This is a genomic window from Streptomyces sp. NPDC053665 (assembly GCF_055585285.1).
The window spans coordinates 259582-277941 of record NZ_JBVJKK010000008.1; the positions used below are offsets into that span (position 1 = coordinate 259582).

An 18360-nucleotide genomic window follows, 5' to 3' on the forward strand; every position below is an offset into this window, starting at 1 on the left:
GCCCGGGCGGCGCCGCCGCGTGTGCGGCTGGGGACGCGGGGGGTCAGGAAGCCCCGCCGTCCAGCGAGCGCAGCTTGCCGAGGAACTTCGTGCGGTCCACCCGGTCGGCCGGGCCGCCGTCGTGGGCGCCCTCCGCGTAGGTGGCGTCGACGAAGGCCCCGCCGGCCTTCCGGTACAGGAAGTTGGGCGTCAGGGCCGGGGACTTCTCCGAGTCGACGGCCTCGTAGGCGCTGCCGAACACCACGAGCGAGGCACCCTTGGCGAAGGTCTTCTTCGCCGGCGCCTCGGCTATCTCGTACCGGACCCCGTCGGCGGTGCCGCCCATCGACCGCACGACCACCTCGGAGCCCTTCTTCAGGTGCCCCTTGTGGACCCGGTCGACCCGGACCACGACCGGCGTGTACACGACCTCGAAGGTCGAACCGTCGTCGAGGACGTCCTCGGCGTGCACGTCGGGGCGCGTGCCGACGACCGTGCCCTCGAAGACGTTGTCGTTCATCGGGAACGCGAGGGCGGCCTCGGGGCTGCTGTCCACCGCGTAGGCGTGGCCGGAGACGACGCGGACGGCCTCCCCGCGCTTGCCCGCGGCCCGGTCCCGGCCGTCCCCGCCGGCGTCGGCACACGCCGTGGCGCCGAGCGCGAGAAGGGCGAGAACGGCCGCTGCGCGCGCCGCTGTGCCGCTGTGCCGCCTGATGCGTGTTGCGCTCATTTCGTGATTCCCCCGGTTCAGTAAAGGGCGCGGATGCCGGCGATGTCGTCGCTGTTCAGCGCGCGGCGGGTGCCGGTGTTGATCGCCGTCATGACCGACTTCTTCTCGGCGTCGGTGTAGGAGGAGCCGTCGGTGCAGTGCGGGGCCCAGGGATGGGCGAGGCCGTTGAAGTGGCCGACCTCGTGCACGGCGACCGTCTGCACGTCCGCCTTGCCCTGGCTGATGTTCTGGCTGCCGTTCACCCAGCGGAAGCGGTTGGACAGGTAGAGCGTTCCGCCCTTGTGGGTGCTGCCGGACCGCTGGGTCGCGGCGTACCCGGGTGCACTGCCCATGAGGCTGGTGTAGCTGTACGAGGCGCGGAAGGCGTAGATCTGCCAGCCGCCGGTGTAGACGGGCGAGTTGTAGCTCAGGGCGGAACCGCTGCGGTTCCACTGCTTCAGTCCGCCGTTGAGGCCGGCCCGCAGGCCGCTGGGGAAGGTGGTGTTGGCACCTATGGTCTTGGCGCCGGCGCTGTTCCACTTCACCATGCCGGAACGGCAGTACGCCTCGGCGTTCGACGCACTCAGCCCCACCAGCGCCGTCGTCATGACGACTCCGGCCGTGGCGAGGACGGTTGCGTGTCGGGTCCTGGTCGTGACAGAGCGCAAAGTGAGCCCCCGTTGTGTGTGGATGCCTCCGCGACCCCCGGACGGGGCCGCGCGGCACTGCCGCCCGACCCTGGTCATGGTCATGGCGGCCACCAGGAGTAAACCCGACGCCACTGACATGATCACGCGAATATCCCGACCACCGCGGAGGTCCGCCCGGACCGGGCCGGCGCCCGTTCCGGCGTGTCGGACAGGGGTGTTCGAGACGCCGTGATAAAGGCAGCCGATACTCAGCCGCCCGGCGCCGTCGTCCGGCCGGGACAAATCACCAGAGAACGGGATGGGAACGGACTATTCCGCTCCGAGGGCGCACGGGAGCGCGCGTGACGTCCTTCACAGCCGGGACAGCAAAAAGCCCGGTGCCCGGAGGATGTGACACCTCCGGGCACCGGGACGACCGCCGGGCAGGCCGCCCGGCGGAACGCCGTCACATGCCGGCGATCAGCTTCTCCACCCGGTCGTCCACCGAACGGAACGGGTCCTTGCACAACACGGTGCGCTGCGCCTGGTCGTTGAGCTTCAGGTGCACCCAGTCGACCGTGAAGTCCCGGCGCTGCTCCTGGGCCCGCCGGATGAAGTCGCCGCGCAGCCGGGCCCGAGTGGTCTGCGGCGGGACGGACTTTCCCTCGAAGATCTTCAGGTCGTTGCAGACCCGGGCCGCCTGACCCTTCTTCTCGAGCAGGTAGTACAGGCCACGACGGCGGTGGATGTCGTGGTAGGCGAGGTCTATCTGCGCGACCCGCGGATTGGACATCGTCATGTTGTGCTTGGCCCGGTAGCGCTCGATGAGCTTGTACTTCATGACCCAGTCGATCTCGGTGCCGATGCGGTCGAGGTCCTCGCTCTCGATCGCGTCCAGCGTGCGGCCCCACAGCTCCAGCACCCGCTCGACCGTGCCGGTACGGACACCGCGGCGCTCACAGAAGTCCAGCGCCTTCTCGTAGTACTCGCGCTGCACCTCCAGGGCGGAGGCCTCGCGTCCGCTGGCCAGACGGACCTTGCGGCGGCCGGTGATGTCGTGGCTGACCTCGCGGATCGCCCGGATGGGGTTCTCCAGGGTGAGGTCGCGCATCACCGTGCCGGCCTCGATCATGCGCAGCACCAGATCGGTGGCGCCGACCTTGAGCAGGTTGGTCGTCTCGGACATGTTCGAGTCGCCCACGATGACGTGCAGACGGCGGTAGCGCTCGGCGTCCGCGTGCGGCTCGTCGCGCGTGTTGATGATCGGGCGGGAGCGGGTGGTCGCCGAGGAGACGCCCTCCCAGATGTGCTCGGCCCGCTGGCTGACGCAGTACACGGCCCCGCGCGGCGTCTGCAGCACCTTGCCCGCGCCGCACAGCAGCTGGCGCGTGACCAGGAACGGGATCAGGATGTCCGCCAGCCGCGAGAACTCCCCGTGCCGCGCCACGAGATAGTTCTCGTGGCATCCGTAGGAGTTGCCCGCCGAGTCGGTGTTGTTCTTGAAGAGGTAGACGTCGCCCGCGATTCCCTCCTCGTGCAGGCGTCGTTCGGCGTCCACCAGAAGTCCTTCGAGAATGCGCTCGCCGGCCTTGTCGTGGGTGACCAGTTCGATCACGTTGTCGCATTCCGGTGTCGCGTATTCCGGATGCGAACCCACGTCGAGATAGAGGCGGGCGCCGTTGCGAAGGAAGACGTTGCTGCTGCGGCCCCATGACACGACACGGCGGAAGAGGTACCGCGCCACCTCGTCAGGAGACAGGCGGCGCTGTCCCCTGAACGTGCACGTGACGCCGTACTCGTTCTCCAGCCCGAAAATGCGGCGGTCCATGAGGGAACATTACGCCCGATCCCCTGAACTGAAACGGGGTTCGAGGGCACGGTTCGGATCATTTTCCGAACCGGCCGCAACGACCGCCCCCTGGCCGGGAGCTGCGACTACCCGTCCTGTGGCGATCAAAACCAGCAGGGACACGCCGCCCGCGACGGCCGGCACGGTGAAGCCCCACAGGGCCCCGCCCTGCTCGACGACGGGCCCGGCGACGCCCGTTCCGACCGAGTGGCCGACCGTGAAGGTGGTCACCAGCCAGGAGAACGCCTCGGTGACCGTGCCGCGCGGCGCGTGCCGGTCGACCAGGACGAACGCGCAGGCGATGGCGGGCGCGAGGAACACGCCGGCGAGCGCGGTCAGCGCGACCATCGCCGCCGCGTCCGGCATCAGCATCAGCGGCAGGTAACACACCACCAGAAGCGCCACCAGCACGCGCAGTCGCCGCGCGGGCTCGCCCGCCCACTGCCGCGCCCCGTACACGGCGCCGCCCACCAGCGCGCCGAAGCCCAGCGCCGCCATCAGCCACCCGTAGACGGCGTCGCCGCCGTGGTCGTCCGCGTAGGGCACGGAGGCGACCGTGATGGACCCGAGGGCCATGCCGATGAAGAGGAACGCCGCGAGCAGCGCCAGCAGCCCCGGCGAGCGCAGCGCGCCCAGCCAGTGCGCCTCGCGCGGCGCCGACCGCCAGGCCCGTGAGGGCTTGGAGACGACGACCGACAGGGCACCGAGCACCCCGACCGCGTTCAGCACCAGCAGCGCCGCCTGGGCCGACCAGAGGGACACGCACAGCGTCACCAGCAGCGGCCCGACGGTGAAGATGACCTCCTGGGCCACGGCGTCCATGGCGTACGCCGTGTGCACCTGGTCCTCGCGCCGCAGCACCGACGGCCACAGCGCCCGCAGCCCGCCCTCCAGGGGCGGCGTGAAGAGCCCGGCGGCCGCGACGGCGGCGTAGGCGAGGGGCAGCGAGCCGACGCCGGAGAACGCGAACACGGCCATGGACAGCGCCGACAGCACGGCGGTGGGCAGCTGCACCCGGGGCTGCCCGCGCAGGTCCACGAGCCGCCCCAGCACCGGCTGCCCCACGGCGTTGGCGATGCCGTACACCGCCGCCAGCGCACCGGCCAGGCTGTACGTACCGCCCTCCGCCCGCACGAACAGCACGATGGCGATGGCGCCCGTGGCGTTGGGCAGCCGCCCGACGAGCGTGCCGACGAGCAGCCGGGCGGCGTGTCGCGCCCGAAGGATCTCCAGGTATCCCGTGGCCATGTCCCCGCCCTAGGTTTTACGTATAACGTCGAGTTCCATACGTACCATGTCCGCTGTTCACGAGTCCAGACGAAAGAGCAGGCCCACGGTGGTACGAGGCAGCACCCGCCCCACGAGCCGGGACGTCGCCCAGGCCGCCGGCGTCTCCCAGGCGGCCGTCTCCCTGGTCCTCGGGGACAAGTGGCGCGGACGGGTCTCCGAGGCCACGGCGGAGCGGGTCCGGGAAGCCGCCCGCGACCTGGGCTACCGCCCCAACCTGGCCGCCCGCCACCTGCGGCTGGGCCGCACGCGCACGGTCCTGCTGGTCGTCCCGGCCCTCACCACGGAGTTCTTCGCCGGTGTCTACACGGGCGCGACCCGGGTCGCCGCCGAGCACGGCTTCGGCGTGGTCCTCTACCCCTCCCCCGAGGGCATCGGCCCCGCCCGCGACCCCTTCGCCTCCGCCCAGGCCGCGCTGGACGGCGTCATCGCCTCCTCCATGGCCGCGGACGCCCTGACCGCCATCCGCGGCGAGGCACTCCCGCTGGTGATGCTGGACAGCGACCCGCACGGCAGCCTGGGCGCGGCGACGGTCAACCTGGACATCGCCGACGGCGTCCGCCAGGCCGCGGACCATCTGCTGGCCCTGGGCCACCGCCGCTTCCTCCACCTGGCGGCGGACGTCCCCTCCTGGACCTTCGAGGTCCGCGCCCGGGAACTGGCCGCGCGGCTGGACGATGTGCCGGGCACCTCCCTGCGCACAGCCCGCTCCCCGATCTCCATCGCGGGAGCGGTGGCGGCCGCCGAAGCCGCCCTCTCGGCTCCCGGCACCCGCCCCACCGCCGTGATCTGCGACGACGACCAGCTCGCCGCCGGCACGTACAAGGCGGCCCGCCGCCTCGGACTGCGCATTCCGGACGACCTGTCGGTCACGGGCATCGACGACCTGGCCCTGGCCACGGCCATGGACCCGGAACTGACGACGGTCCGCCTCGACGCCGAGCTCTTCGGGGAGCACGGCATGCGGGCCCTGCTGGCCGTCCTGGAGGACCGCGCTCCCGAGAGCGGAGACATCCCGGTCCAGCTGGTCATACGAAACTCCACGGCGCCGCCTCGCTAGCCCTGCCGCCCCTGGCGGCACGCATGCCCGCAGCGACGGGTTGGCCGCCGTACGACGCAAGGGGACGTGTCGGGGGGTGTCCGCCCGCAGCTGGTTGGCGCGTCGACGGACAGTGAGTCGGTGTGAGACCCCATCGCGCCGTTCCGAGGACGGACACCCCCCGACACGGCCCCGACCCACCCCCCACGGCCAGGCGAAGCACCCGCGCCCCCGCACACAGCGACGCGCCCCGGCCACAAACCCGCCGGCCAGGGCGCGTCACACCACGCAAGAACTACTCGGCGTCCTCCGACGCCCCCGCCGCGTCACCGCCGGCGGCACCCGCATCGAGCAGCCGCGACAGCTGCCGCCCGCTGATCCGCTTGAACTTACGCTTCTGCGGCCGCGTCCGGTCCAGCACCGCCACCTCCAGCCGCTCCGCGGGGATCTCCCGCTCACTGCCGTTCGTGTCGCGCGAGAGCGCCTGGACCGCCAGCTTCAGCGCCTCGGCCAGCGTCATGCCGTCCTGGTGCCGCTGGTCCAGGTAGCTGCTGATCTGCTCCGCGTTGCCGCCGACCGCGACCGAGCCGTGCTCGTCCACGATGGATCCGTCGTGCGGCAGCCGGTAGATCTGGTCGCCCTCGGGGGTCTCCCCGACCTCGGCGACGACCAGCTCCACCTCGTAGGGCTTCTCGGCCGCGCTGGAAAAGATCGTGCCCAGCGTCTGCGCGTAGACGTTCGCCAGGCCGCGGGCCGTCACATCGGCCCGGTCGTAGGTGTACCCCCGCAGGTCGGCGTAGCGGACGCCGCCGATGCGCAGGTTCTCGTACTCGTTGTACTTGCCGGCGGCCGCGAAGCCGATCCGGTCGTAGATCTCGCTGAACTTGTGCAGCGCGCGGGACGGGTTCTCGCCGACGAACACGATGCCGTCGGCGTACTGCAGCACGACCAGGCTGCGGCCACGGGCGATGCCCTTGCGGGCGTACTCCGCCCGGTCGGCCATCGCCTGCTGGGGTGAGACATAGAACGGCGTCGACACCGGTTATCCGTCCCTCTCTTGAAGATTCCGTCGGTTCACTGGACCACCCTCACGAAGACGGCCGGCCGCTCACAGCAGCGCGGCCCGCGGCCCGTCGGGCTGCTCCAGCCGCCGCTGGAGGACGGAGCGCGCGATCTCGGACGCCTCGTCCTCGGTGAGCCGGCGGAAGCCGTCCTCGGTGATCACGGTGACGATGGGATAGATCCGGCGGGCGACGTCGGGACCGCCGGTCGCCGAGTCGTCGTCGGCCGCGTCGTAGAGCGCCTGGACCACGAGTGTCGTGGCCTCGCTCTCGCTCAGGTCGTTCCGGAAGAGCTTCTTCATCGCGCCGCGCGCGAAGATCGAGCCGGACCCGGTGGCCGCGTACCCGTGCTCCTCGGAGCGACCGCCGGTGACGTCGTACGAGAAGATGCGGCCCTTGTCCCGGTCGACGTCGTACCCGGCGAACAGCGGGACGACGGCCAGGCCCTGCATGGCCATCCCGAGGTTCGAGCGGATCATCGTCGACAGCCGGTTGGCCTTGCCCTCCAGGGACAGCTGGGCGCCCTCGACCTTCTCGAAGTGCTCCAGCTCCAGCTGGAACAACTTCACCATCTCCACGGCCAGGCCCGCCGTGCCGGCGATGCCGACCGCCGAGTACTCGTCGGCGGGGAAGACCTTCTCGATGTCCCGCTGCGCGATGACGTTGCCCATCGTGGCCCGCCGGTCACCGGCGAGGACCACACCGCCGGGGAACGTCACCGCCACGATCGTCGTGCCGTGCGGTGCCTCGACGGCGCCCTGCACGGGCGGCAACTTCTTGTTCCCCGGCAGCAGTTCGGGCTGGTGATCGGAGAGGAAGTCCATGAAGGAGGAGGAGCCCGGCGTCAGGAAGGCAGATGGCAGACGCCCGGTGCTACGAGTGTTGGCTTCCACGCGATTCCTTCCACGTAAGCGGCAGCCCGCCCAGTGACGTCGGGCCGATCCTTGGTACAACCCCGGTCCTGCGGCCGGGGGCGCGGTATGCCTCGGACCCTACCCGTCCTTCGGCGGTGATCCACATGCCCGGCGGAACCAACTGCGCCGGGGTGACGCCGCATTCGCCCGCCCCGTGACCGGCGGCGGGCCGCCGGGCTCCGGACGCCGCCGACGCCCGGAGCGCCGCGCACGAGAGCGCCCTGTCACCGACTGCCCCGCGCACAGCGCTCCGCGCTCCGCCCGTCCGTCACCCGTGTCCCTCGCCCGCCTGCGGGACGAGAGCGAGCGCCCTACTGACCGCCCTTTTGCACGAAGGAGCGCACGAAGTCCTCCGCGTTCTCCTCGAGCACGTCGTCGATCTCGTCGAGGACGGAGTCCACGTCGTCGCTCAGCTTCTCCTGACGCTCCTTGAGGTCCTCGGAGCCCTGCGCCTCCGCAGACTGCTCCTCGACCTCCTCGGTGGACCGGGTGGCCTTCTGCTGTCCGCCGCCGGTGTCCTTGGTCGCCATATCCCTCACCCCGCTCGGTTCGCCCGACACAGTTGCTCGGTCAAGATCAGACCCTACTCGCCCGGTCTGACAAGGGCCCCGCAGTTGCTCCAACGCACGGGGACCACCTCGATGATTCCCGGACCTGGGATTTTCCACCCTGTCCGGCGGGCCCCTCCCGGGTACCCACGCACCGCGCTCATCCGCGCTCACCCCCCGGACAGGACTCTGACCAGGTCTTCCGCGGTGCGGCAGCGGTCCAGGAGCTCCTTGACGTGATTACGCGTTCCGCGAAGCGGTTCCAGGGTTGGGACCCGCTGCAGGGAGTCCCGGCCGGGAAGGTCGAAGATCACCGAGTCCCAGGAGGCCGCCGCGACGTCGTCCGCGTACTGCTCCAGGCAGCGCCCGCGGAAGTACGCCCGGGTGTCCTCGGGCGGCACCGTACGGGCCCGCTCCACGTCCGCCTCGTCCAGCAGCCGCTTCATGCGCCCACGGGCCACCAGGCGGTTGTACAGGCCCTTCTCGGGCCGCACGTCGGCGTACTGGAGGTCGACGAGGTGCAGCCGCGCGGCGTCCCAGTCGAGGCTGTCCCGGCGCCGGTAGCCCTCCATGAGCTCCCGCTTGGCGACCCAGTCCAGCTCGCCGGCCAGACTCATCGGGTCGTGCTCCAGACGGGTGAGGGTGTCCTCCCAGCGGGACAGGACGTCCTTGGTCTGGTCGTCCGCGTCGGCGCCGTAGCGCTCCTCCACGTACTTGCGGGCCAGCTCGTAGTACTCCATCTGCAACTGGACCGCGGTGAGCGTCCGGCCGCTGCGGAGCGTGACCAGCCGCTTGAGCGACGGGTCGTGCGAGACCTGGTGCAGGGTGCGCACGGGCTGGTCGACGGCCAGGTCCACGGCGATGAAGCCGTCCTCGATCATCGACAGCACCAGCGCGGTCGTGCCCAGCTTCAGATACGTCGAGATCTCGGAGAGGTTCGCGTCGCCGATGATGACGTGCAGCCGCCGGTACCTCTCGGCGTCCGCGTGCGGCTCGTCACGGGTGTTGATGATGGGGCGCTTGAGCGTGGTCTCCAGGCCGACCTCGACCTCGAAGTAGTCCGCCCGCTGACTCAGCTGGAAGCCGTGCTCGTGCCCGTCCTGGCCGATGCCGACGCGGCCCGCGCCGGTGACGACCTGGCGGGAGACGAAGAAGGGCGTCAGGTGGCGCACGATGTCCGAGAAGGGGGTCTCCCGCTTCATCAGGTAGTTCTCGTGCGTGCCGTAGGACGCGCCCTTGTTGTCGGTGTTGTTCTTGTACAGGTGGATCGGCTGGGCACCGGGCAGCTGGGCGGCCCGTTCCGCGGCCTCCGCCATGATCCGCTCGCCGGCCTTGTCCCACAGCACGGCGTCCCGCGGGTTGGTCACCTCGGGAGAGCTGTACTCGGGGTGGGCGTGGTCGACGTAGAGCCGCGCACCGTTGGTGAGGATCACGTTGGCCAGGCCGATGTCCTCGTCGGTGAGCTGGCTGGAGTCGGCGGCCTCACGGGCGAGGTCGAAGCCTCGCGCGTCCCGCAGCGGATTCTCCTCCTCGAAGTCCCAGCGGGCCCGGCGGGCCCGGTGCATCGCCGCCGCGTAGGCGTTCACGATCTGGGACGAGGTGAGCATGGCATTGGCGTTGGGGTGGCCGGGGACGGAGATCCCGTACTCCGTCTCGATGCCCATTACTCGCCGTACGGTCATGCGGCCCTCCTTGCCCGGCGGCACCCTCGGTCGTGGGCGCCACTCAGATACCGCTGGCGCTCGGTTGCGTGTGCGGTGCCCGTCCCCGCACTGCGCGATCCGGCGGTACGGAAGAGCCTAGAACGCCTTTGCGCTGGTGGGGAGATCATTTGCGTCATTGCGTTGCTCCAGCCGTGGCCCGAAAAGCAGTCGGCTGCGGGTACCCGCCGAGGGCACCCGCAGCCGCCCTGCCTTTTACAGGTACTGACCGGTGTTCGCCACCGTGTCGATGGAGCGTCCGGTGTCCGCACCCTGCTTTCCGGTGATGAGCGTACGGATGTACACGATCCGCTCGCCCTTCTTTCCGGAGATCCGGGCCCAGTCGTCCGGGTTGGTGGTGTTGGGCAGGTCCTCGTTCTCCTTGAACTCGTCCACACAGGCCTGGAGGAGGTGGGAGACGCGCAGACCCTTCTGGTTCTTCTCGAGGAAATCCTTGATCGCCATCTTCTTGGCGCGGCCCACGATGTTCTCGATCATGGCGCCGGAATTGAAGTCCTTGAAGTACAGGACTTCCTTGTCACCATTGGCGTAGGTGACCTCCAGGAAGCGGTTCTCCTCGGATTCCGCGTACATGTGCTCCACGGCCGTCTGAATCATGTTCTGGACCGTGGCGTCCTTGTCGCCTCCGTGCTCGCCGAGGTCGTCGGAGTGCAGCGGGAGGCGCTCGGTGAGGTACTTGCCGAAGATGTCCTTGGCGGCCTCGGCGTCCGGACGCTCGATCTTGATCTTCACGTCCAGCCGGCCGGGGCGCAGGATGGCCGGGTCGATCATGTCCTCGCGGTTGGAGGCACCGATCACGACCACGTTCTGCAGGCCCTCCACACCGTCGATCTCGGCGAGCAGCTGCGGGACGATGGTGTTCTCCACGTCCGAGCTGACACCGGAGCCGCGGGTGCGGAAGAGGGACTCCATCTCGTCGAAGAAGACGATGACGGGCGTGCCCTCGCTGGCCTTCTCACGGGCCCGCTGGAAGACGAGGCGGATCTGCCGCTCCGTCTCACCGACGTACTTGTTGAGCAGCTCGGGGCCCTTGATGTTGAGGAAGAAGCTCTTGCCGGCGGCCTGACCGGTCACCTCGGCGACCTTCTTGGCCAGCGAGTTGGCCACGGCCTTGGCGATGAGCGTCTTGCCGCATCCGGGGGGCCCGTAGAGCAGCACGCCCTTCGGCGGCCGCAGTTCGTGCTCCTTGAACAGGTCCGGGTAGAGGTACGGCAGCTCGACCGCGTCGCGGATGGCCTCGATCTGGCCGCCGAGACCGCCGATCTGCTCGTAGCCGATGTCGGGGACCTCTTCGAGGACGAGCTCCTCGACCTCGCTCTTGGGCACGACCTCGTAGACGTAGCCGGAGCGGGGTTCGAGCAGGAGGGCGTCGCCGGGGCGGATGGTGACGTCCAGCAGCGGCTCGGCGAGCCGCACCACCCGCTCCTCGTCGGTGTGCCCGAGCACCAGGGCCCGCTCGCCGTCCTCGAGGATCTCCTTGAGGGTCACGATGTCACCGACGCGCTCGAACTCCATGGCCTCGACCACGTTGAGCGCTTCGTTCAGCATTACTTCCTGGCCGCGCCGGAGCTCCTCGAGCTCGACGCTGGGGCTCACGTTCACCCTGAGCTTGCGGCCGCCGGTGAAGATGTCGGCGGTACCGTCCTCGTTCGCCGTCAGGAAGACACCGAAGCCGGCCGGCGGCTGTGCGAGCCGGTCGACTTCCTCCTTGAGGGCCACGATCTGGTCGCGGGCCTCACGGAGTGTGTTGGCGAGTCGCTCGTTCTGCGCGGACACGCCGGCCAGATTGGTCTGCAGCTCGACGATCCGCTCTTCGAGAATCCTCGTGTGTCGCGGAGAGTCGGCGAGCTTGCGTCGCAGGACGGCGATCTCCTGCTCAAGGTAAGCGATCTGCCCGGCCGGGTCGTCGGACCCGCGTCCCGGGCGGATGCCGCGGTTCATGTCGTCGTCGTGGGCTGCCACGGTCCTCACCTCCTCCAAGGGGAGCTGGACGCTTCCAGACCCTACCTGGGCGGGTGTCGATTGAAACCCCTAGATCACAAAGACGGTCGGGGTGTGTCCGATCTTCACCCTTGCGCTCTCCCTCACGCCAGGGGAATACCCAGCGAACATGATTGGAACCCAGCCCCAGGTAGGGTCGAAGCGTTCAACACCCGCCGGAGCTGGCCGGATTCCCGGTACGGCACGGCGGAGAAACGGCAGGAGAGATGAGCGTGCAGCAGGAGGCGGACGTCGCCGGGGAGGCGCTGGAGGTCTGGATCGACCAGGACCTGTGCACCGGCGACGGCATCTGCGCCCAGTACGCGCCCGAGGTGTTCGAGCTGGACATCGACGGTCTGGCCTATGTGAAGAGCGCCGAGGACGAGTTGCTCCAGGAGAAGGGGGCGACGACGCCGGTCCCGCTGCCGCTCCTCACCGATGTGATCGACTCGGCGAAGGAGTGTCCGGGCGAGTGCATCCACGTACGCCGGGTTTCGGACAGGGCGGAAGTCTACGGACCGGACGCCGGGTGACCGGTTCCGCACGCTCCGTGACCACCGGCTGATCCCTCGCGCCCCCTGGCCGCCGCGCCGTCCTCACACGCTGCGCGCGCCGGCGGGCGTGGAGCGGACGAACGTGCCGTCGCGCCAACGCCATTTCGCGTCGCTCTTCTCGTCGGGGCAGCAACGGGGCACGTCCGCCGACGAGTAGCCGAGCAGGGTCGCCGTCACGGCGCCGCCGCGCACGGCGAAGTCACCGACCGTGGTGCCGTCCTCGGGGTCGAGCAGGGTGGCCACGAGCCGGGGCCTGCCGCTGTCGGCGTCCCGGGTGAGGACGTACACGCCGTCGGGCGGGGTGCCCATCGGGGAGTCGCAGTGGACCACGGCCACCGTCTCGGGGCGGCCGTCGCCGTCGAGGTCCGCGGAGGCCTTCTTCTGCACGACGGCCTTCACCGGTCCGCACTCCACCGGGAACGTCACGGCGGCCGGATCGGGCGGCGCCGCGTGCGCCGGGGCGCGTCCGGTCCCGGGCGCGTCCGGCTGGGCGGCCGTGGCGGCACCGGGCTGGAGGACCGAGGAGAGGGCCACCACGCCGGCCAGTGCCGTGGCGGTGGCGAGCCAGTGGATGGGGCGGGTGTGCGTGTGGGCGAGCTCCGGAACGGCGGAAGGCTGCACTAGGAGGATCTCCTGAGGGCTGTGCCGGTGGGGTGGCCAAGATGGTGCCACACGTCACACCCGGAGGGAACGGCGGGGTGTGCACGTCCTTCGGCGGGGAAGGGACAGGGGTTGGCCACCTGCCGGCGCGTCAGCGGTCCGGTGCGGGCGGCGGCCCACCGCCTGCGGTGCACCACGCCCGAGAGGGCCCTGCGGGCAGGTCAGCGGTATACGCCTGCGGTTCACCCGCCGCGGCAACGAAACGGCGTCGCGGCCGAGTTCCGGTGGCGTTCCGGGAACTCGGCCGCGACGGCCGTGCGTTGGGTGCGGTAGCGGAGCGCCCTCAGCGGGCGGCGCCGCCGTCGGCGTTGGGGCCGGCGTAGTCCTCGCCGTAGGCGCCCTTGGCGGGGCGGCGGCGGCGCATGGGCGGCTCGACGCCGTCCGCGAGGCGGCGGGCGGTGAGCAGGAAGCCGGTGTGGCCGATCATCCGGTGGTCCGGGCGGACGGCCAGGCCCTCGATGTGCCAGTTGCGGATCATGGTCTCCCAGGAGGTCGGCTCGTTGAAGCAGCCGATCTCACGGATGGACTCCACGGTCCGGGCCAGCTGGGTGGTGGTCGCCACGTAGCAGCACAGGATGCCGCCGGGGACCAGCGCCTTGGAGACGGCCTCCAGGCACTCCCAGGGAGCGAGCATGTCCAGGATGACGCGGTCGACGTCGGTGTCGGACAGGTTGTCCTGGAGGTCGCCGACGGTGAGCTGCCAGGCGGGGTGCGGTCCGCCGAAGTAGCGCTCCACGTTCTGCTGGGCGATCTCGGCGAAGTCCTCGCGGCGCTCGTAGGAGTGCAGCATGCCCTGGTCGCCGATGGCGCGCAGCAGGAAGCTGCTGAGCGAGCCGGAGCCGACACCGGCCTCCACGACGCGCGCGCCGGGGAAGATGTCGGCGAAGGCGAGGATCTGCCCCGCGTCCTTCGGGTAGACGACGGCTGCCCCTCGGGGCATGGACAGGACGTAGTCGGGGAGCAGGGGGCGCAGCGCGAGGTAGGCGACGTTCCCCGTGGTGCGGACAACGCTGCCCTCGGGAGCGCCGATCAGCTCGTCGTGCGGGAAGGAACCCTTGTGGGTGTGGAAGTTCTTCCCGGCCTCGAGCGTGAACGTGTAGTGGCGGCCCTTGGGGTCGGTCAGCTGAACCTGGTCCCCGACCTTGAAGGGCCCGCGCCTGCGGGCGGCACCGGTCGGTTCGGACATGTGACCAGCCTACCGGCCCCGGAGAGGGCCGCCGACCACCCGGACGGCCCCCGGGTGCCCGCGTACGGCTCTAGGACGGCCGTGCCATCGCCTTGACGAAGGCACGCTCGACGTCGGCCGCCGACAGGACGCCGTAGATCTCGCCGGTCTCCTCCACCACCAGGTACTCGGTCGCGGGGGTGGCGCGCAGGGCGTCCAGGAGTTCCTCGCCGGACAGTTCCGCGGAGACGCGCATGCCGTCGGTGAGGTCCTGGGCGAGGCCGCTGACCGCGACCCAGGGCCGGCGGTGCTCCGGTACGCCGACGATGGCGGCCTCCCGCACGAGGGAGAGGGGCTTGCCGTCGGTGTCGACCACGACCAGGGCCCGGGCCCCGGCGGCGTTGGCGCGGCGCAGGGCCTCCGAGAGCGGGGTGGCGCCCTCGACCGGGACCGCGCGCCGGGTGAGGCTGCGGGCGCGCAGCTCGGGCAGGTGCTCGCGCAGACGGGCCATGCGCAGGCTGTTGCCCGCGCCGGTCCAGATGATCGCGGCGAGGATCGCGGCGAGCAGCGCGTCGAGGACGGTGTCCATGCCGACGTTGTCGACGGCCTCGGTGCCGAGGGCGCCGGACTGGGTGAGCAGGGGCAGCCCGATCAGCACGGACACGGCGAGGGCGCGGCCGACCCAGGCGGCGGCGACGGTGCCGGTCATCGGCTTGCCGGTGAGCTTCCAGACCACGGCGCGCAGCATCCGGCCGCCGTCGAGGGGCAGGCCGGGCAGGAGGTTGAAGGCGGCCACGATGAGGTTGGAGATCATCAGGCCGGCCAGCAGCACGCCCGGGACGGTGCCCGGCTCCACGGTCTGCATGGCGGCGTAGAAGAGGCCGGACAGGACGAGGGAGAGCAGCGGTCCGACGAAGGCGAGCACGAACTCGCGGCCGGGGGTCTCGGCCTCCTTCTCGATCTCCGAGACGCCGCCGAAGAACTGGAGCTGGATGCGGCGGACCGGGAGCTTGAAGCGGAGGGCGGCGACCGTGTGGGCCAGTTCGTGCACCAGCACGGAGGCGTAGAAGGCCACGGCGAAGAACAGGGAGACCAGGTAGCGGGCGGCGCCCAGCTCGGGCAGGACGCGCTCCAGCTGACCGCCGAACACCCAGGTGATCAGCGCGGCGACGAGGAACCAGCTGGGTGCGACGTAGACCGGCACGCCGAAGGGCCGGCCCATGAGCAGCCCGCCCCGGGGCTCCGGCCGCTGCGGGGCGGGACCCCGGCCGCCGGGACCGCCGTGGTCCCCGCCGGCATAGGCCCGCTCGGGGTGGGCGTCGCCCTCGTCGGGCCGGGGTGCGGGGGTCTTGTGGAGGTCGGTCGCGGGGCGGGGGGCACTGGCCCGGATGTCGCCCTGCGGCGTACGGCTGCCGTCCGCGGCGGTGGCGGGACCGACGGGGCCGCCCGCCGGGTCGCCGTGCGGGTCGGGGTGGCTGGGGGCGTCGTCAGCGGGCGCGGGAACTTCGGGGGTGGCCGGGGCGCCGTGCGGGCCGCGGGCGCCGGGGGCGTCGTCAGCGGGCGCGGAGGCGGCGGGGTCGCCGTGCAGGTCGCGGGCGCCGGGGGCGTCGTCGGCGGGCGCGGAGGCGGCGGGGTCGCCGTGCAGGTCGCGGGTGCCGGGGGCGTCGTCGGCGGGCGCGGGGGCGGCGGGGTCGCCGTGCAGGTCGCGGGCGCCGGGGGCGTCGTCAGTCGGCGCGGGGGTGGCCGGGTCGCCGTGCGGGTCGCGGGTGCCGGGGGCGTTGTCAGTCGGCGCGGGGTCGCCGTGCAGGTCGCGGGCGCCGGGGGCGTCGTCGGCAGGCGCGGGGACGACGGGGGTGGCGGGGCCGCCGTGCGGGTCGCGGGCGCCGGGGGCGTCGTCGGCAGGCGCGGGGGTGCCGGGGGCAGGGGTCCCGGTCGGGGTGTCCGCCGGGCCTTCGGCATCGGGGGGACCGCTCGGTGCCTGCTGGCGGGCGGGCACCGTCCGGGGGGCGGGGGCCGGCGACGTGGGAAGGGACTCCGGGTCGCCGGTCGCGGGGTGCTGGGGCGCGGACGCCTGCGGGTGCTGCCGGGGGTCCGCCGGGGCGGGCGCGGAACCGGCCGGGTGGGGTGGGCCGGCGGGCCGGCGGGCCTGCGGGGCGACCGGATGGCCGGCTTCGGTGTGGTCGTCCTCGGCGTGCCGTTCGGCCGGGGCGCGTTCGTCGGCGGAGGGCCGGCCGGTGGCCCGGGGCGCAGACCCCGTGTGACGGTCGGCCGACTCGTCGTTGCCGGACCGCGGCTGCCCGCGCCCGCCGCTCTCGTCCACCGGTGTCCCCTCGTTCGAAGCGTCTCCCGCGCCTGCCGGACGGGAGGGTCTCGAGTCGATGGTATGCGTCAGCCGGGGCACGTTCCGCCCCGGCACCCCTGTGTTTCCCGTACGTCGACCTCCCCTGCCGGCTTCCCTCACGAACGGGTGGTGGGTGACTGTCAGTGCCGGGCCGTATGGTCTGGGGCATGGAGACGAGCACCGAGGGCGCCGCGCAGCCCGTGACCGGCCCTGCCGCCGAGGCGGCGGCCGGGCCTGCGGCCGGTCCCGCCGCGGCCGAGGCAGAGGCGGTCAGGACCGTCGCGGAGGCCGCGGCCGAGACCGCCGCCGTGAGCGAGCTGGTGACGGGGTCCGCGGCCATACCTCCCGCCTCGCTGTCCCCCTCGCGCGCGAGCGATTTCATGCAGTGCCCGCTGCTCTACCGCTTTCGGGTCATCGACCGGCTCCCCGAGAAGCCGAGCGAGGCCGCGACCCGGGGCACGCTGGTGCACGCGGTCCTGGAGCGCCTGTTCGACGCCCCGGCGGGCGACCGCACACCGCCGCGCGCCAAGTCGCTGATCCCCGGCCAGTGGGAGCGGCTGCGGGAGTCGCGGCCGGAGGTCGGGGAGCTGTTCGCCGACGATCCCGAGGGCGAGCGGCTGGCGCGCTGGCTGGGCGAGGCCGAGCGGCTCGTCGAGCGCTGGTTCACCCTTGAGGACCCCAGCCGACTGGAACCGGCCGAGCGGGAGCTGTTCGTCGAGACGGAGCTGGAGTCGGGGCTGCGGTTGCGCGGCATCATCGACCGGGTCGACGTGGCGCCCACGGGCGAGGTCCGGATCGTCGACTACAAGACCGGCAAGGCGCCGCGCCCCGAGTACTCCGAGGGTGCCCTGTTCCAGATGAAGTTCTACGCCCTGGTCGTCTGGCGGCTGAAGAACGTGGTGCCGCGCCGGCTCCAACTGGTGTACCTGGGCAGTGGACAGGTCCTGACGTACGACCCGGTGCCGGCCGATCTGGAGCGGGTCGAGCGGAAGTTGCTGGCGCTGTGGGACGCGATCCGGCTGGCGACGGAGACGGGCGACTGGCGGCCGCGGCCCACGAAGCTGTGCGGCTGGTGCGACCACCAGGCGCACTGCCCGGAGTTCGGCGGCACTCCCCCGCCCTACCCGCTGCCGGTGCGCGCGCCGGAGGTGCCGGCGCAGCCGCTGCCGTGAGGGCGGCTGAGTCCGGCGGGTCCGCGCAGGGCAGAATGGGCCCGGACTAGCGAAGGAGACTCACGTGGCCATCCGCGTCCTACTCGTCGACGACCAGCCGCTGCTCCGGACGGGCTTCCGGATGATCCTGGAGGCCGAGCAGGACATCGCGGTCGTCGGCGAGGCCGGAGACGGCCTCCAGGCGCTCGACCAGGTGCGGGCCCTGCAGCCCGACGTGGTCCTGATGGACATCCGCATGCCGCGGATGGACGGCGTGGAGGCGACCCGGCAGATCACCGGCCCCGGGCGCGACGGCCCGGCGAAGGTGCTGGTGCTGACGACCTTCGACCTCGACGAGTACGTGGTGGAGGCGCTGCGGGCCGGGGCCAGCGGCTTCCTGCTGAAGGACGCGCCCGCCAACGAGCTGGTGCAGGCCATCCGGGTCGTGGCCGCGGGCGAGGCGATGCTCGCGCCGAGCATCACGCGCCGGCTGCTCGACAAGTACGCCACGCACCTGCCCTCGGGCGACGAGCCGGTGCCGGACACCCTGCACACGCTGACCGACCGCGAGGTCGAGGTGCTCAAGCTGGTGGCGCGCGGGCTGTCCAACGCCGAGATCGCCGCGGACCTGTTCGTCAGCGAGACCACCGTGAAGACGCACGTCGGGCATGTGCTGACCAAGCTGGGCCTGCGCGACCGCGTCCAGGCGGCGGTGTACGCCTACGAGTCCGGGCTGGTGCGCCCCGGGGCGCAGTAGCCGGACCCGGGAGACG

Annotated in this window: 15 protein-coding genes and 1 pseudogene; 4 read left to right on the forward strand and 12 right to left on the reverse strand. The window is 71.6% G+C overall.

Translation table 11 applies throughout. The features are described from left to right. Positions 1–43: 43 nt before the first annotated feature. The 4 genes from ACZ6ZN_RS29255 to ACZ6ZN_RS29270 form a co-directional block, all read right to left on the reverse strand. Positions 44–709 carry a hypothetical protein gene (locus tag ACZ6ZN_RS29255; protein ID WP_469650827.1) on the reverse strand — a complete coding sequence of 222 codons (666 nt, stop codon included), beginning with the start codon at positions 707–709 and terminating at the stop codon, positions 44–46. A gap of 17 nt (positions 710–726) precedes the next feature. Then, on the reverse strand, positions 727–1296 hold the full coding sequence (locus ACZ6ZN_RS29260) for a matrixin family metalloprotease (protein ID WP_451880335.1): 570 nt from the start codon (positions 1294–1296) through the stop codon (positions 727–729). A 487-nt stretch (positions 1297–1783) separates the two neighbouring features. Next, entirely contained in the window at positions 1784–3145 is a 1362-nt protein-coding gene (gene pafA / locus ACZ6ZN_RS29265; RefSeq protein WP_398110581.1) for a Pup--protein ligase, read from the reverse strand. A gap of 9 nt (positions 3146–3154) precedes the next feature. Further along, entirely contained in the window at positions 3155–4414 is a 1260-nt protein-coding gene (locus ACZ6ZN_RS29270) for an MFS transporter (protein ID WP_469650831.1), read from the reverse strand. A 46-nt stretch (positions 4415–4460) separates the two neighbouring features. Here ACZ6ZN_RS29270 and ACZ6ZN_RS29275 point away from each other — a divergent pair, with 46 nt between their 5' ends. Then, entirely contained in the window at positions 4461–5513 is a 1053-nt protein-coding gene (locus ACZ6ZN_RS29275; RefSeq protein ID WP_469650833.1) for a LacI family DNA-binding transcriptional regulator, read from the forward strand. A gap of 274 nt (positions 5514–5787) precedes the next feature. On the opposite strand, the gene prcA is transcribed toward ACZ6ZN_RS29275, so the two are convergent. The 5 genes from prcA to arc all read right to left on the reverse strand — a co-directional run bounded on the left by prcA (position 5788) and on the right by arc (position 11698). After that, positions 5788–6531 (reverse strand): proteasome subunit alpha, encoded by a 744-nt coding sequence (prcA, locus tag ACZ6ZN_RS29280; protein ID WP_398110578.1) that lies wholly within the window; start codon positions 6529–6531, stop codon positions 5788–5790. Between the two features lie 69 nt (positions 6532–6600). Next, positions 6601–7446, reverse strand: a complete 846-nt coding sequence (gene prcB / locus ACZ6ZN_RS29285) for a proteasome subunit beta (RefSeq protein WP_398110577.1) — start codon at positions 7444–7446, stop codon at positions 6601–6603. 332 nt (positions 7447–7778) lie between these two features. Then, positions 7779–7997, reverse strand: a complete 219-nt coding sequence (locus ACZ6ZN_RS29290) for a ubiquitin-like protein Pup (protein ID WP_333934568.1) — start codon at positions 7995–7997, stop codon at positions 7779–7781. Positions 7998–8185: 188 nt separating this feature from the next. Continuing rightward, positions 8186–9697, reverse strand: a complete 1512-nt coding sequence (gene dop, locus ACZ6ZN_RS29295) for a depupylase/deamidase Dop (protein WP_398110576.1) — start codon at positions 9695–9697, stop codon at positions 8186–8188. Between the two features lie 234 nt (positions 9698–9931). Next, positions 9932–11698 (reverse strand): proteasome ATPase, encoded by a 1767-nt coding sequence (gene arc, locus ACZ6ZN_RS29300; RefSeq protein WP_398110575.1) that lies wholly within the window; start codon positions 11696–11698, stop codon positions 9932–9934. 245 nt (positions 11699–11943) lie between these two features. Here arc and ACZ6ZN_RS29305 point away from each other — a divergent pair, with 245 nt between their 5' ends. Further along, positions 11944–12249, forward strand: a complete 306-nt coding sequence (locus ACZ6ZN_RS29305) for a ferredoxin (protein ID WP_369198166.1) — start codon at positions 11944–11946, stop codon at positions 12247–12249. A gap of 63 nt (positions 12250–12312) precedes the next feature. Here ACZ6ZN_RS29305 and ACZ6ZN_RS29310 read toward each other — a convergent pair whose 3' ends face one another. The 3 genes from ACZ6ZN_RS29310 to ACZ6ZN_RS29320 form a co-directional block, all read right to left on the reverse strand. Then, entirely contained in the window at positions 12313–12891 is a 579-nt protein-coding gene (locus ACZ6ZN_RS29310; protein ID WP_469650839.1) for a hypothetical protein, read from the reverse strand. A gap of 322 nt (positions 12892–13213) precedes the next feature. Continuing rightward, positions 13214–14116 (reverse strand): tRNA (adenine-N1)-methyltransferase, encoded by a 903-nt coding sequence (locus ACZ6ZN_RS29315; protein WP_369198164.1) that lies wholly within the window; start codon positions 14114–14116, stop codon positions 13214–13216. Between the two features lie 70 nt (positions 14117–14186). Beyond that, a complete protein-coding gene (locus ACZ6ZN_RS29320; RefSeq protein WP_469651064.1) occupies positions 14187–15902 on the reverse strand; it encodes a site-2 protease family protein in 1716 nt (571 codons plus the stop codon). Positions 15903–16603: 701 nt separating this feature from the next. Between ACZ6ZN_RS29320 and ACZ6ZN_RS29325 the strand changes: the two are divergent. Both ACZ6ZN_RS29325 and ACZ6ZN_RS29330 read left to right on the forward strand, forming a co-directional pair. Beyond that, a pseudogene (locus ACZ6ZN_RS29325) lies at positions 16604–17658 on the forward strand (RecB family exonuclease). Positions 17659–17672: 14 nt separating this feature from the next. Next, positions 17673–18344 carry a response regulator gene (locus tag ACZ6ZN_RS29330; protein WP_020141342.1) on the forward strand — a complete coding sequence of 224 codons (672 nt, stop codon included), beginning with the start codon at positions 17673–17675 and terminating at the stop codon, positions 18342–18344. The last annotated feature ends 16 nt before the right edge of the window (positions 18345–18360 follow it).